The following is a 14,222-nucleotide window of genomic DNA, read 5'->3' as shown; positions in this document are numbered from 1 at the left end:
GCCGGGCGGATGTCAGTCAGGCTTTTGGGCGATATTCATCAGCCCGGCAGGCCGGGGCGGTCGAGTTTTTTCGGCGACAACGTGAAGATCTCGCAACCGGTCTCGGTGACGCCGATCGTGTGCTCGTACTGAGCCGACAGCGAGCGGTCGCGTGTTACGGCCGTCCAGCCGTCCGACAGCACTTTTACGTGCGGGCGACCGAGATTGATCATCGGCTCGACGGTGAAGATCATGCCCGGCCGCATTTCTACGCCTTCATTGGCGCTGCCATAGTGCAGAATGTTCGGCGCGTCGTGGAACAGCTGGCCGACGCCGTGGCCGCAGAAATCGCGCACCACCGAGCAGCGCTCTGCCTCGGCATAGGTCTGGATGGCGGCGCCGATGGCGCCGGTGCGGGCGCCCGGCCTGATCGCCGCTATGCCCCGCATCAGGCATTCATGGGTGACCTCGAGCAGCCTTTCGGCCGCGCGCTTGATGGTGCCGACCGGATACATGCGCGAAGAATCGCCATGCCAGCCGTCGAGGATATAGGTGACGTCGATGTTGACGATGTCGCCGTCCTTCAACGGCTTGTTGTCGGGGATGCCATGGCAGACGACGTGGTTGATCGAGGTGCAGGACGATTTGGTGTAGCCGCGATAGTTGAGCGTCGCCGGCAACGCGCCGTGGTCCATGCCAAATTCGAAGACGAAGCGGTCGATTGTCTCCGTGGTGACGCCCGGCTCGACCATCGGCACCAGTTCGTCGAGGCAGCGCGCGGTGAGGTCGCAGGCCTTGCGCATGCCGGCGAAACCCTCTTCGCCATAGAGGCGAATCTGGCCGGTGTTCCTGAGCGGTGCCGTGGCGGCGTCGAGATAGGTGACCATTCTTGTCCGTCTGTCGATTGGGTGGCTCCAAAAATGAGCCGGCGCGAAAATCTCCCCAGATTTGGCACCGGAAGCCGCAAGGTTCAAGGAGGAACTGCCGGCGCCAAGCGTAGCCTGGCGATATTCTTGCCTTTATGGACCCAGACTGTCTGGCTGCTCGGCTTTCCTTTTGCGGCCCTGTGGGTTAGGGCGGAGGCAACATTCGGAGACCCGTGCCCCTGATGGCGTCCAAGCGCGCAACATCATTTCTGTCGCCGATCAGGGCCGCCTGCTCGGGCCTGATGGCGCTGCTGTTGCTGTCGCTGTTGTACCTGGCCCAGTCGGACGCGACGGCTTCGACGAAGGTCGCGTCGAGCGGCGCCACTATCAGCGTGGCCCGGCAGGGCGACGCGGTGGCGCTGCTGCGCGTCACCGGCAAGATGAAGGCGGCCGAAATCCGGGCCGCCCGGCCGCTGCCGGCCAAGTTCGTTGGCGGTGACGCGAACACCCTTCGGCCGGAGGCCGGGTTCCTTCCGCTCGATCAACTCTCTTCGGCCTGGGCAGTGCTCGTATCGGCGTCCGTGCCTGCGCCGCGCAAGAGAGCCAACCAGCCGCGCGCGCCGCCTTCAGTATAACTGGCGGTCGCGGACCGCGCTTTTCGACCCCATTCATAGCCTTTTCGCGTCGTGACCCGTGCGGCGGCCCTGGCCGTGCACCGGCCGCGCGGCGCGTCATTTCCGGAACCTCCAGATGCAACGTATCAAAACCTTCAAAACCCTTTCGCGTGCCGTTTCGGCCGCCTTGTTTCTCTCGGTGCAGGCGCTGATCTGCATCGGCACCGTCTATTGGGCGATCGCCGAAACGCTTGGCATGACAGGAACGGCGGCGCTGGTCTTCGCGGCGATCTTTGCGGTGCCGACATTCTATGTCCTGACGGTCGTTGTTCGCATGGCCTATGACGCCGAAACCGACCCGACAAACCAATGGGCCCGCGGTTCGGCCGGGCTTCTTGCGGCTATCGACCGCACTGACGACACATTCCTGCGCCAGAAGCCGGCCAAAGCAACCTTTCACGACGAACCGGCGTTGCCGCGCGGTGATGCCGGTTCGGGAGAGATGGAATGGACAGATTGCAATTCGAGGTGCCTGTGCGCATTGCGCCCGCGCCCGGCTTGCCGGTCGAGGAAATCTACAGCGTCGAACAGGCGCTCGATTTCCTGCAGAATTGGCCGGCCCGTCGGCAGGGCAAGATCCATGAGGCAGCCTTCAACGCCTGCTTCGGCGCGACGGTGGACGTGGTCAAGACCGAGGACGCCTGCCGGGCGTTCATGACGTTCTGCCGCGTCAGCGGCCTGCTGGCCAAGGATATGATGGTTCCCGGCAAGCGCGGCGGCGAGGCGAAGGGGCTGAGGATCTAGGCCGGGCAATTGGCGCTCCAGTCGTCCGTCGGTTGCGATTGCCTCGACTTCGCGGTCCCTTTGCAAATTGAACGATGGACCTCGCTGTTAAGGTTCTGTTTCCAACCTCGCAGCTAGGCCAGTGACCGTAGAGCAGCGTGTGATTCGTTGCGTCAGTGTCGTGGTCCAGAAGATGTCGTCAGCAAACGTGCGAGCCTTTCCAATAGACCGGCAGATGGTCCTGGTTCGCGATGTTGCCGCCATGCTTGGCAATTTGCATGGCGACACGGCCACATCCTTCTGGAAGGCTACGGCGCGTGAACTCCTCGACCTCGCGATCGGGTCCGGCCGCGATCCCGCTTCCGCCAGCAACGAGGTGCGCCGATTTTTCGCTGCCGTTCAAAAAGAGATGCATGTGCTGACGGGTGACGCCACTGTTCTGCCTGCGAGATCGTCACCAATCTGAATTGTCCAATTTGCTCTGTTGGCCGAAGCTGATTGACTATCCCTGGATGTCCTTGTTCTTCGGAGGCTGTGATGCCAGCCGCGGTTCGGTCTTGGCGTCAACGATTTCCGGCCTTGAACTGTCGATGGCGCCGTCCCAGCCGCCGCCAAGCGCCTTGTTGAGCGCGATATAGTCGGTGGCGATCAGGACACGGCTTTGCAGGAGAGCGTCCTCGGCCGAATAGAGCGAGCGCTCGGCGTCCAGCACATCAAGGAGACTGGTCTCGCCGGATTTGTAGAGCGTCCGCTCGAGACTCGCCGCGTCGCCGTAGGATTTCGCGGAAGAAGCTAGCTTGCCGTTCCTGATGCGCTCCTGCGTCAGCGAAACGCTGGCGTTTTCGACGTCTTCGAGCGCCGTCAGGACGGAGGCTTTGTAGGCGATGAAATATTGGTCGCGCTGGGCCTCGGCGACGTCGACTGCGGCCTGCAACTTGCCGGCATTGAACAGCGGCACGCTGAGCGTTGGCCCGAAGGACCAGCCGATGGTGGAGTTCTTGCCGAGATCGCCGAGCTTGAAGGCGGAGGTGTCGATGTCGCCGGTCAGGCTGACGCTCGGATAGCGTGCTGCCTCGGCCTGGCCGATCCTGGCGGTGTACTCGGCATATTGCCGCTCCGCCACGCGCACGTCCGGCCGCGAGAGCAGGATATCGGCGGGAACGCCGGTCGGGATCGGCAGGCGCGGCGTTGGTATCGGCGCGCTGCGCTTCAATCGCTCGGTCAACGCGGTCGGCGGCCGGCCGGTGAGCACCGAAAGGCGGTGTACCGCTTCGGCATAGCTCGCTTCCAGGGTCGGGACGTCGGCCTCGGTGCTGCTCGCCTGTCCCTTCGCCTTGGCGACATCGGCCGCCGTCGCCGTGCCGGCTTCGGCCATGGTGCGGGTGAGCTCCGCCGTCTGCTTCTGCGACGCGGCCGCGCGGCGGGCGAGTCGAGCACGCGCCTGATAGCCGCGCGCCTGGGTGTAGTTGGAGGCGACATCGCCGACCAGAGTCAGCAGCGTCGAGCGCAGTTCCTCTTGGGCGGCATCCAGCCCGTAGCGGGCGGCCTCGACACTCCTGCGGTTGGCGCCGAACAGGTCCAGTTCCCAGCTGGCGTCGAAGCCGGACTGGAACTGGCTGTACGCATCGCTGGCGGTTCCGCCCGAAGTGGTCGCGGCCGTCTTGTTGCGCGTGGTGGACCCGGAGCTGTCGGCGGACGGGAACAATGTCGCGGCGCTCTGGCGGTAGCTGGCACGGGCCTCGCGAATCCTGGCCCTGGCGGTGGCGACGTCGAGATTGCCGGCGACGGCTTCTTCGACAAGCGCGTCCAGATCGGGGTCACGCAGCCGCTGCCACCATTTCGACAATTGCGCCGGTTTGACGGGTGCGGTCTTCTTCTGGCTGCCCCAAGCCGCTGGCATCGACAGAAAGGGCTTCTGATAGTCCGGGCCGACGACGCAGCCGGCCAGTGTGATCGCTGCCAGCGCCACGGCGCTCACCTGCCTCCAGGTCGACCGACTGGCCGGCGCCGAGCTTCGGCAGGTCGTCCGGCTCTTGGAGTCCTTACGCGTCATATCTTACCCTCAACTAGGATTGGTCGTGGCCCCGGCCTGGTATCCGTCGATACGGCCGGGGCATTCGTGAGGCCGCTGTCGGACGACAACGAAGCCATGATTGGGCGGGCTGCCTTGATTGATGTCCAGTCAGCTTGCGGTATTGGCGTCCGCTATCTGTCGGTCGGCGTCGGTTCGCTCCACCAGCAGCTTGCCGAGATGGCGGGCGAAGAAGCGCTGGATGTCGTCCATGAAGGTGTAGACCACAGGCACATAGACGAGGCTGAGCACCGTCGAGGAGAGCAGTCCGCCGACCACGGCGATGGCCATCGGCGCGCGTGTCTCGGCGTCGGCGCCGATGCCGAGCGCGATCGGCAGCATGCCGGCGCCCATGGCGATCGAGGTCATGACGATCGGCCGGGCGCGCTTGCGGGCGGCGTCGAGCAGCGCCTCGAAGCGGCTGAGGCCGCGCCCCTTCTCGGCGACCAAAGCGTATTCGACGAGCAGGATCGAGTTCTTGGCAGCGATGCCCATCAGCATCAAAAGGCCGATCAGCGACGTCACGCCAAGCGCCTTGCCGGTGATGAGCAGGAAGCCGAGTGCGCCGCCGATCGACAGCGGCAGCGCGACCAGGATGGTCACCGGCTGCACGAAGCTGCGGAACAAAAGGACAAGCGTCAGGTACATCAGCAGGATGCCGGCGGCGATCGCCGTGGCAAAGCCCGAGAACAATTCCTGCATGCGGGCGGCGTCGCCGCGCGCCAGCTCGTGCACCCCGGCCGGCAGGTTCTGCATGACCGGCAAGGCGCCGATCGCCGTGGTCGCCTGGCCAAGGGTGAGGCCGGAAAGGTCCGCCTCGATGGTCGCGCTGCGGCTGCGGTCGACCCGCGTGATGCTGTTCGGGCCGGCGTTGAAGCCGATGTCGGCCAGGGCACCCAGCGGCACGGTGCCCTTGCTGCCGGTCAGCGGCAGCATGGCGAGCTTGGCCGGATCGTCGATGGCGCCGTCCGGCAGAGTGACGACGATCGACACCTGGCGGTCGCCGAGATTGAATTTCGCCAGGCTGGTGTCGGTGTCGCCGATGGTGGCGATCTTGACCGTCGCGGCGATCTCGGTCGGCGTGATGCCGAGTTCAGCCGCCTTGGCGCTGTCGGGACGCACGATGAGCTCCGGTTTGGTCGTCGCGGCCGTAGAGGTCGGATTGATCAGGCCGGGGACCGATTTCATCTGGTCGATCAGCGCGTCGCTTGCCTTCTCAAGTGCGGCGCCGTCGTCGCCGACCAGGGTGATCGACACTTTGGCGCCGGAAGAACCGTCGGCGCCGAACTGGATGCGGGCGCCCGCAATGTCGTTGAGCTTGGGCGAGGTTTCGGCCTCGAATTCCTGCTGGCTGACCGTGCGTTCTGCGCGCGGCTTGAGGTTGACGGTGACGGTGGCGGTGCGCACCTCGGCCGAGCTCGAGCCCTGATTCGGCCCGCCGCCCGAGGCAGCAGCCGTGCCGATGGTGGCGAAGATGCTGTCGACGGCCGGCTCGTGCTTGAGCCGCTTGGTGATGTTTTGCACGACGGCCGTCGTCTGTTCGATCGTCGAGCCCGGCTGCAGTTCGACGGAGATCATCGAGCGGCCGCGATCGGTCGCCGCCATGAATTCGGTCGGCAGCTTCGTTGCCAGCGCCATCGAGCCAGCGAAGAAGGCAATGCCGGCGAACAGTGTGATCCAACGGTGGTCGAGCGCCTTGCGCAACAGCCACAGATAGCTCGGCACCCAGGCCGGCGTATCCTCCTCGCTATGGCCGCCGGCACGCACCAGATAGGCGCCCATCAGCGGTGTGAGCATGCGCGCTACCAGCAGCGAGAACAGCACCGAGACGCAGACGGCGATGGCGAAGCTCAGGAAGAACTTTCCGGGAATGCCGGGCATGAAGGCCACCGGCAGGAACACGGCGACGATGGTCGCTGTGGTCGCCACCACGGCAAGCCCGATCTCGTCGGCCGCCTCGATCGCCGCCTGGTAAGCGCTGGCGCCGGTCTGGCGCATATGGCGCACGATGTTCTCGATCTCGACGATGGCGTCGTCGACGAGGATGCCGACCACCAGCGACAGAGCAAGCAGAGTGATGTTGCTGAGCGAGATGTCGAAGGCCGCCATCACCGCAAAGGTCGGGATCAGCGACAGCGGCATGGCGATCGCCGACACCAGGGTCGCCCTGATGTCGCGCAGGAACAGCCAGACGACGCCGATCGCAAGCAGGGCGCCCATCCACAGCGCCTCGAGCGCTGCATCGTAGCTTTCCTGCACGAAGCCGGACGAGGAGGTGACTTCCGTGAATTTCGCCGTCGTGGTCTTTGCGCCCATTTCGGCGATCGTGGCGCGCGCGGCCTTGACGACGTCGATCTCGCTGGAACCGACCGACCTGTAGACGTTGAAGGCTACGACCTGCCTGCCGTCGAGATAGGCCGCCTGGCGCGGCTTTTCCCAACTGTCCACCACGGTGCCGAGATCGGAGAGCTTGACGTCCCCGGCGCCTGAAAGCGCGATGCGGGTGTCGGCCAGCGCCTCGACGCTCGTCGCGCTGGCCAGCGTGCGCACGGACTGTTCCTGGCCGCCGATGGCGGTGCGGCCGCCAGGCTGGTTGACGTTGTTGGAGGCGAGCGTCTGGCTGACATCGCCGGCGCTGATGCCGAGTGCCGCCAGGCGATCGGGATCGAGCTCGACGCGGATGACGCGGTCGACGCCGCCCGAGCGGGTGATCTTGGAGACGCCGTCGACGCCGAGCAGGGCCTTGGCGACATCGTTGTCGATATACCAGCTCAACGCATCGGGCGACATGGACGGCGCCTCGACCACATAGGTCAGCACCGAATTGCCCGTCGCGTTGACCTTGGCCACCACCGGCGTCTGGGCTGCGGCCGGCAGACTGGACTGCACTTCGGATACGGCGTTGCGGACGTCGTTGGTGGCGGTCTCGGGATCGGTGCCGAGGGTGAACTCGACCGTGGTGACGGAAGAGCCCTCGCTGATCGAGGTCGAGACGTCGTCGACGCCTTCGAGCGTCGCCACGGCATTTTCGACCACGCGCGCGACCTGCACCTCCATCTCGCTTGGCGCGGCACCCGGCTGCGCAACCGTCACCGTGACCGTCGGCAGGTCGATGTCGGGCATGTTGTTGGTGCGCAGCTGCATGAAGCCGTAGAGGCCGGCAATCGTCAGCGAGAGGAACAATACGATGGTCGGAACCGGGTTGCGGATCGACCAGGAGGAAATGGCGTTCATTGGGCTGTCTCCGTCGAGGGCGCGGAGGCGTCGGCCTCGGCAGAGGCGATGCGAACCAGATTGCCGTCGCTGAGGAAGCCGGCGCCAGCGACGACGACGCTGTCGCCTGCCGACAGGCCGCTCTCGATGGCGACGCGGCCGTTCTGGCGGGCGCCGGTTGTGACGGAGCGCGCGCTGACCTTGCCTGCGCCGTCGACGACGAAAACCGCCGGCTGGCCGTCATGCCAGACGAGGGCCGCCTCGGCGACGCTGAGCTGCTGCGAGGCAGCGGTGGCTATCGACACGCGGGCAAACATGCCGGGCCTCAGGCCGGAGCCTTCGCCGAGGCCGACATAGACGGTGGCAAGCCGCGTGGTCGAATTGACCGTCTCGGCAATGGAGGAAACGCTGCCGGTAAAGCTGCGGCCGGAAGCGTCGGCGACGTTCACCGACTGGCCGATCGAGATCGCCGCCAGGTCCTTTTCGGGGACGAGGACGCCGACCTCCAGCCTGCCGTCGCGGATGATCTTCATCAACTCGGTGCCGGCCTGAATGATCGAGCCGGCGACAGCGGGCTTGCTGGAGACAATGCCGTCGAAGGGGGCGCGGATGGTCGTCCGGTCGAGTTCGGCCTGCAATCTCTCTGCAGCGGCCTCGGCCTGTTCGACTTGCGCCTGGCCGGTCTTGACGGCGGTTGCTTTCTCTTCCGCGGTCTCGGCGCTGACAGCGTTGCTGGCCAGCAGCCTGTCGGCGCGGGCAGCGGCGGAGACTGCCGAGTCCAGCGTCGCTTGGGCTTGCGTGACCGCGGCCTTCTGCTCGGCGAGCTGGGCCTTGAGCAGCGAGGCGTCGAGGCGCGCAACAACATCGCCTGCCTTGACGCGGTCGCCCTCGGCAACCAGGACATCGGTCAGGCGCAAGCCGCTCTCTTCCGCGCCGATCGTTGCTTCCTGCCAGGCAGCGACCGTGCCGGTGGCACCGACGGAAGATTTGATGGCATCGGAACGGACCGCCTCGACGGATACGGTCAGCGTGGCGGCCTGAACCGGCGCGGCCGTTTGCGCAGCGGGTTCGGCCGTGCCGCGGCCATAGGCGTTGAGCACTGCGACGACGCCGGCTGCGACCAGCACGGCTACAAGGAGAAGATGGCTCCTACGCAATTTTCTGGTCATGATCTTCGGTGCTCAAACGTGCGGAAATCGGAAGCGACAGGCGGTAGGCGGCAAAGCTCAACCGGACCGCGCCCTTCAGCGTGTCGGCCGGCAGGGCCGGCGGCATGGCGCGAGCGACATGACCGATCGGCAGGGACGGCGGACCCATCGACACGATCAGCCGCAGCATCATCAGGGCTTCCCACATTGTCGTGCTTTCGTTGCTCGATGACGGCCGGACAAACCGGCCGCCATTTTGGGACAAAGGAGACCGGCCGGCCCGAGAACGGGTGGTCAACGGGCCGGCCGGCGCAACCGGTCAGAGTTGCGAGCCATTCTCGGGCGGCGGGAACTGCCTGCCATGGTCAGGAAGACCTCCGGGACCGGGGGGTGGTCCGTGTGGCCGTTCCGCCGAAGCGAGGATTTCGAGCTGTTCGGGCGTCAGCTTGGCGCGGAGCGCGGTAATTGCATCCTTCAGCTTGCCGGCCGAAACCGCACGTTTGGTGATGTCGTCGGCGAGGCTTTCCTGACGGGCGAACGGGTCGCGCGGTGCCTGAGCGGCGCTGCCATCGGGGCCGGGCTTTCCGGCGTCGGGGCCGCGTCCACCGGAGCCGCCCGGACCATGATCAGGCAACGGTGGCGTCAGCGTCTCCTGCAGCGCACTGGTGTAGTCGCGCCAGGCGTCGAGCTGCTCGGCCCGAATGCCAACCTTGGTTTCAAGCGCCGAGAGCCGGGCTGCCAGCATGAGTTCCGGCGGCGGTCCCATGCGCTGTGCGCCGAAGCGCTGCGGGCCAAAACCTTCCGGCCGGTGCCGCATCGGTCCATGCGGACCGGGTTGCATCGGGCCCTGGTCCGGGCTGTCCTGCATGGCCACCATTGGCGGTTCGCCGGAGGGGGCGCCAGGGTCGGCTTGCTGCGCCAGCGCCGGATGAATGGCGGCGACCGAGAAGAGGCCGAGGGCAAAAAGTCTGCTTCGCATGATGTTTTTCCTTTCCCACATGCTTCGGATGGCTGGAGGATAGGAGGCGTCTTTTGCCGCTTTGCTTCGGCGCGTTGCCGAAGGTTTCCACAAAAGGGAGATTTGTTTCCGAATGTTTCTGTTCGCCGGCCGGAAACATTCGGTTGCAATTTTCCATGCCGTTCGCCTGCGGCTCTCCCTATAATCCAAAGCGAACAGGCAACCGGGCGAAGAATGCAGGCGCAACCCCATATCCTTGTCGTCGACGACGACCGCGAGATCAGGACTCTTCTCGGGCGTTATCTCGACGGCCAGGGCTTTCGCGTCTCGGTGGCGGCCGACCGGCGCGAATGCGAACAGAAGCTCGGCACGGGCCAGTTCGACCTGATCGTGCTTGACGTCATGCTGCCCGACGGCTCTGGGCTCGATATCTGCCGCGCCTTGCGCGACCGCAAGCCGCATATTCCGGTGATCCTGCTGACGGCGCTGAAGGAAGATGTCGACCGCATCATCGGGCTGGAGCTTGGCGCCGACGACTATCTCGGCAAGCCGTTCAATCCGCGCGAACTCACCGCCCGCATTCGCGCCGTGCTGCGGCGCTCGGCGCCGGAAGAGGCCGCCCCGCCGCGCGTGCGCGTCTACCAATTCGCCGGCTACAGGCTGGAACCGGACACGCGCAAGGTGACGGATGCCGAGGGCGCGCTCATCGACCTCACCGGCGCCGAGTTCGACCTGCTGCAGGTCTTCCTCGACCGTCCCGGACGGCTCTTGTCGCGTGACCAGCTTCTCGACCTGACGCAAGGCCGCGAGCGCGATCCGCTCGACCGTTCCGTCGACGTGCTGATGAGCCGGCTGCGGCGCAAGTTTGGCGACACCGGCGAGGGGCCTCTGTTCAAAACGGTGCGCAATGGCGGCTACCAGCTCGCCGCCCGCGTCGAGACGGCGGAGGCCGAGGCATGAAGTCGCTGCGCCGGCGCCTGATCATCCTCTTGGTCGTCTCGATCGTCGGCGTTGTCGGCCTTGCAACGATCGTCGCCATCAAGGTGCTTGGCGGGCCGTCACCCGAGTTGAGCATGGGGCCGGTGGCTCGTCAGATCCAGTTGATGGTGCAACTGGTCCCGGGCCACGTGCCGGGCGCCGGCGACGCACCGGTCAATCTCAGCGATAAGCCCGCCGATGGAGTCGCAGACCAAAGGCACACCCATGTGCTCAACCACATCATGCACGAGTTGGGCCTTGATGTTTCGGCCGTCGTCAGCCGCAATGTCGGCAGACCCGGCATGGTCGCTTCGGTCGCGCTGCTCGACAATCGCTGGATGATCGTCGATGTCCCCGATTTCGGGCCACCGCGAGATGCCTGGTTCGTGCTCTCGGGCTGGATCACGCTGATCGTACTGGGCGCTACCGCCGTGTCGGTCTATTTCACCGCCGTGCTGGTGCGGCCGCTGGAGATGCTCGAGACCGCGGTCAGCAAGATCGGCTCGGACGGCGTTTTAGCGGCGGTGCCTGAGGAAGGGTCGGCCGAGGTCAGGGCGACCGCACATGCGCTCAACCAGCTTTCCGCCAGGCTGAAGACGGCGATGGAAAGCCGCATGCGGCTGGTCGCCGCCGCCGGGCACGACCTCAGAACACCGATGACGCGGATGCGGCTGCGGGCCGAATTCCTCGACGACGATCGCGACAAGTGGCTTCACGATCTCGACGAGCTCGATCGCATCGCCGACAGCGCCATCCGGCTGGTGCGCGAGGAGGTCAACCAGGATGCGGTGGAGCCGGTGGAGCTCGACAGGCTGGTCCGCGATATCGAAACCGAGATGATTTCGGCCGGCCATGCGGTCTCGATCGACCATCTCGACAAGGTGTCGGTCAAAGCCGGCGCGCTCGGGCTGCGCCGCGCGCTGCGCAATCTGATCGTCAACGCCGCGACGCACGGCAAAAGCTGCACCATTGCGCTCACCGGGCAAGGTGGCCGGGCCGTTCTCACCATCGCCGATCGCGGGCCCGGCATTCCGCCGGACCTCCTGAACAAGGCGTTCGAGCCGTTCTTCCGGGTCGATCCGGCCCGCGCGCAATCTATCCCCGGCGCGGGGCTGGGCCTCGCGATCGCCAAGGAGATCATCGAGCGCTACGGCGGCACGATCCGGCTGGAGAACCGGCAGGGCGGAGGGCTGCTGCAGACGGTGGTGTTTGGCGCGGTTTCCTAATGGACCGGATGCCGTTCAAGTCCTGCCAAATCGAGGCGACCTCGGCCTCGCACGCTGCATCGTGACAGCGCGACCGTTGCGGGCCTGCGAATTTTGGCAGCACAACGTTTTTTGCGAGGATGCCACCATGACCATACGCGGGACCATGCTTTGCGCGGCAGCGATAGTGATTGCGGCTACAAATTTCGCAAACGCTCGGCCCGACACGCGAACGATGACCTGCGCGCAGACCCAGGCGTTGATCCAGAGCCAGCATGCGACTGTGCTGAGCACCGGACCGAATACCTATGATCGCTATGTCCGCCAATTCGGCAATGACTGCGATGCTCCTTACGTGCCGATGGTTGACTATGTCCCGACCAGTGACGGTCAGTGCATGGTTTATCGGTGCGAACAGCCGGCGCCATTTGTTCCGTTTTGATCAGAGGCAGTGCCGCTTTCCCGGCTTTCACGGAATCTCAGACATGGGCCGACGCTGCTCACTTGACCTGCTCGATCTCCGGAGCTGGCGTCTGGTCAATCACTGGAGCCGGTGTGCAGTCTTGCCCCTTGCATGCCTCGACAGGGTCCTCGGCCGGCGGCAGGCAATTCTGTCCTTCGCAATGAACTGGCGGCCGCTCTGGCGCTGCTTCGTCGTTCGGCGGAGCAGGCTGATCCTCAGCGCGAACGGCCGCTGGCCCTACCAGGCCGATCATCGCCGTGCACAAGAGCGCTATCCGAAGCAAATTCATTTCCGCCTCCGCGGCTGACAGCAAGCAGAACTTTACACTCTCGATCTGGGACAGACATCCTGTCACCCGCGAACGACGTTAACGGCGCGTTTCCGCCCAAGGAATGCGCTCGGCCTTCGCCACGCCCTGGAGGCAACAGCGCCGACGGCGTCAGGCGATGGTTACCGAAGCCGGCGACGCGGATCCTGGTGCGCAAGGTCGGGCGGCATCGACGATCGCCAGAATGGACATCACAGTCCTGACGCCGCCACCGGAAGAAGCACCAGCGGAGTAGGCTGGAGGACCGCTACTGACCAAGACGTGGCGCTTGCAAGGATGAAACCGGCCTTCAGCGCGTGCTCACGCGGCGCGCGCAGGCCGGACCGGGGCCGCGCATATAGTGAAGTTCTGGCCGGTAGCGCGGTGCAACGAATTCGCGAATGGCCGATGCCAACCGAGTGATCAAAGCCCACCACTCCATGACACAATCTCTGCAATACGCCGCTGCAGAGGGCTGTTCATCTCCAGTTCTTGTCTGGGCAATCCACAGTCTCGCGGCCATCGATGCGCTCCCTTATGACCTTGTGGCGCCCGGCGGGCATGGTGGCAAAGTCCGCGACGCCGACGCCGATACGGTCCCGGGTGGTGGACCGCTTGAACAAAAGACCGAACCGGATTGGGTCGCAGCCAGAAATTCCCATGAGGTGACGGACGACCAGAGGGCTACCCCCAAGGCGGTGGCCAAGAACACTGCGGGAAGGGCGAACAGAAGCTTACGCGACATCATTGTCCCAACCTCACACGCCGGTATCGATGTGGAACAGGTCTTCGCGCCCGGCGTGCCTGAAGCTGTTGAAGCAAGAACCGTGCCACGCTTGCCCGCGCGACAGCTGTCAGGTTTCCCATGTCGGCTACGTCGCCACCCGAAGAAGCACCAACGGAGCAGGCTGGAGGACCGCTGAGCGGGCATTAGGTCGGTCAGTGGAACACTAGCGGACTGTCCCGTAATGGGTCATTTGCCACTGGCACCACAATTGCAGTGTTAAAAACGCCGGTGTTGGGACCGGCACTAGGGGCGATGGGGGCCTCGTCGCTTCGCAAATGGAGCGGCGAGGTTTTCTGCTCTATTGCGGTACGCCGATAAGCGCGGACAGCCGCTCACCGCATAGGTGTCGTGAACGTCCCCGTAAGGCCCTTCTCTTCGTGACAAAGACGCCGTCGGGATGGCGAGCATCGCGCCAATTGCCCCCGCAAGCAGAACTATCACTAAGCCCAGCCCGGTGACTGCGTTTCGCATTGTCCTGCATCCCTGCGACATCCTACGATATAAAAAGGGAACGCAACTCAGAGCGTTAGCGTTCATAGGCGATGACGTTAAGTGGAGCTGCATATGAGCTCTCTTCGTGAAAAGCCTACTCTAGTGTTCCATACCGAGGCGGAACGCCACGCTCGTCTCGAAAAGAACGCCCGCCTTAGGGAACTCCGGTCTCATGCGTCATGGCTGGTGCTCGATCCTCATGCACCGTTTCACGATGAGATCGATTGCTCAGCCATCCTTGAAGAGAAGACTTCCCGCTAAGCGGTAGCGTTGTGTAGTTGCCTCCGGGACTGGAAGTCAGCCAAGGCGCCGGCCTTGCCCCACTCCTTGCAGGAATTTCGGGAAGAGTGAGACGAAG

Annotated in this window: 13 protein-coding genes; 7 read left to right on the top strand and 6 right to left on the bottom strand. The window is 64.9% G+C overall.

Annotated features, from left to right (window positions below; all coding sequences use genetic code 11):
* Positions 1–38: 38 nt before the first annotated feature.
* Complete coding sequence (gene map, locus DH08_RS02335) at positions 39–866, bottom strand: type I methionyl aminopeptidase (protein ID WP_192177701.1); 828 nt, start codon at positions 864–866, stop codon at positions 39–41.
* 221 nt (positions 867–1,087) lie between these two features.
* Between map and DH08_RS02330 the strand changes: the two genes are divergently transcribed.
* The 3 genes from DH08_RS02330 to DH08_RS02320 all read left to right on the top strand — a co-directional run bounded on the left by DH08_RS02330 (position 1,088) and on the right by DH08_RS02320 (position 2,708).
* The gene (locus DH08_RS02330) at positions 1,088–1,480 is read left to right on the top strand and encodes a hypothetical protein (RefSeq protein WP_192177700.1); all 393 of its coding nucleotides are present in this window, start codon (positions 1,088–1,090) and stop codon (positions 1,478–1,480) included.
* A 486-nt stretch (positions 1,481–1,966) separates the two neighbouring features.
* Entirely contained in the window at positions 1,967–2,263 is a 297-nt protein-coding gene (locus tag DH08_RS02325; RefSeq protein ID WP_192177699.1) for a DUF982 domain-containing protein, read from the top strand.
* A 121-nt stretch (positions 2,264–2,384) separates the two neighbouring features.
* A complete protein-coding gene (locus tag DH08_RS02320; protein WP_345892339.1) occupies positions 2,385–2,708 on the top strand; it encodes a DUF6074 family protein in 324 nt (107 codons plus the stop codon).
* A gap of 36 nt (positions 2,709–2,744) precedes the next feature.
* Here DH08_RS02320 and DH08_RS02315 read toward each other — a convergent pair whose 3' ends face one another.
* From DH08_RS02315 to DH08_RS02295, 5 genes are all read right to left on the bottom strand, one after another.
* Positions 2,745–4,220 (bottom strand): efflux transporter outer membrane subunit, encoded by a 1,476-nt coding sequence (locus DH08_RS02315; RefSeq protein ID WP_192177698.1) that lies wholly within the window; start codon positions 4,218–4,220, stop codon positions 2,745–2,747.
* 204 nt (positions 4,221–4,424) lie between these two features.
* Positions 4,425–7,547 carry an efflux RND transporter permease subunit gene (locus DH08_RS02310; protein ID WP_192177697.1) on the bottom strand — a complete coding sequence of 1,041 codons (3,123 nt, stop codon included), beginning with the start codon at positions 7,545–7,547 and terminating at the stop codon, positions 4,425–4,427.
* Entirely contained in the window at positions 7,544–8,695 is a 1,152-nt protein-coding gene (locus DH08_RS02305; RefSeq protein ID WP_192177696.1) for an efflux RND transporter periplasmic adaptor subunit, read from the bottom strand. Before DH08_RS02305 ends, DH08_RS02310 begins: the two co-directional genes overlap by 4 nt.
* Positions 8,676–8,867, bottom strand: a complete 192-nt coding sequence (locus DH08_RS02300; protein WP_246800653.1) for a hypothetical protein — start codon at positions 8,865–8,867, stop codon at positions 8,676–8,678. Before DH08_RS02300 ends, DH08_RS02305 begins: the two co-directional genes overlap by 20 nt.
* A gap of 126 nt (positions 8,868–8,993) precedes the next feature.
* Complete coding sequence (locus DH08_RS02295) at positions 8,994–9,653, bottom strand: hypothetical protein (RefSeq protein ID WP_192177694.1); 660 nt, start codon at positions 9,651–9,653, stop codon at positions 8,994–8,996.
* Positions 9,654–9,866: 213 nt separating this feature from the next.
* Between DH08_RS02295 and DH08_RS02290 the strand changes: the two genes are divergently transcribed.
* From DH08_RS02290 to DH08_RS02275, 4 genes are all read left to right on the top strand, one after another.
* On the top strand, positions 9,867–10,592 hold the full coding sequence (locus tag DH08_RS02290; RefSeq protein ID WP_192177693.1) for a response regulator: 726 nt from the start codon (positions 9,867–9,869) through the stop codon (positions 10,590–10,592).
* A complete protein-coding gene (locus tag DH08_RS02285; RefSeq protein ID WP_192177692.1) occupies positions 10,589–11,836 on the top strand; it encodes an ATP-binding protein in 1,248 nt (415 codons plus the stop codon). The genes DH08_RS02290 and DH08_RS02285 overlap by 4 nt, the downstream gene beginning before the upstream one ends.
* 127 nt (positions 11,837–11,963) lie before the next feature.
* Positions 11,964–12,257 (top strand): hypothetical protein, encoded by a 294-nt coding sequence (locus tag DH08_RS02280; RefSeq protein ID WP_192177691.1) that lies wholly within the window; start codon positions 11,964–11,966, stop codon positions 12,255–12,257.
* 729 nt (positions 12,258–12,986) lie between these two features.
* Positions 12,987–13,508, top strand: coding sequence for a hypothetical protein (locus tag DH08_RS02275; protein WP_192177690.1), 522 nt, complete (start codon positions 12,987–12,989; stop codon positions 13,506–13,508).
* Positions 13,509–14,222: the final 714 nt, after the last annotated feature.

Source organism: Mesorhizobium amorphae (assembly GCF_014843845.1).
Classification (GTDB): domain Bacteria; phylum Pseudomonadota; class Alphaproteobacteria; order Rhizobiales; family Rhizobiaceae; genus Mesorhizobium; species Mesorhizobium amorphae_A.
This window is presented reverse-complemented; position numbering and strand designations above follow the sequence as displayed.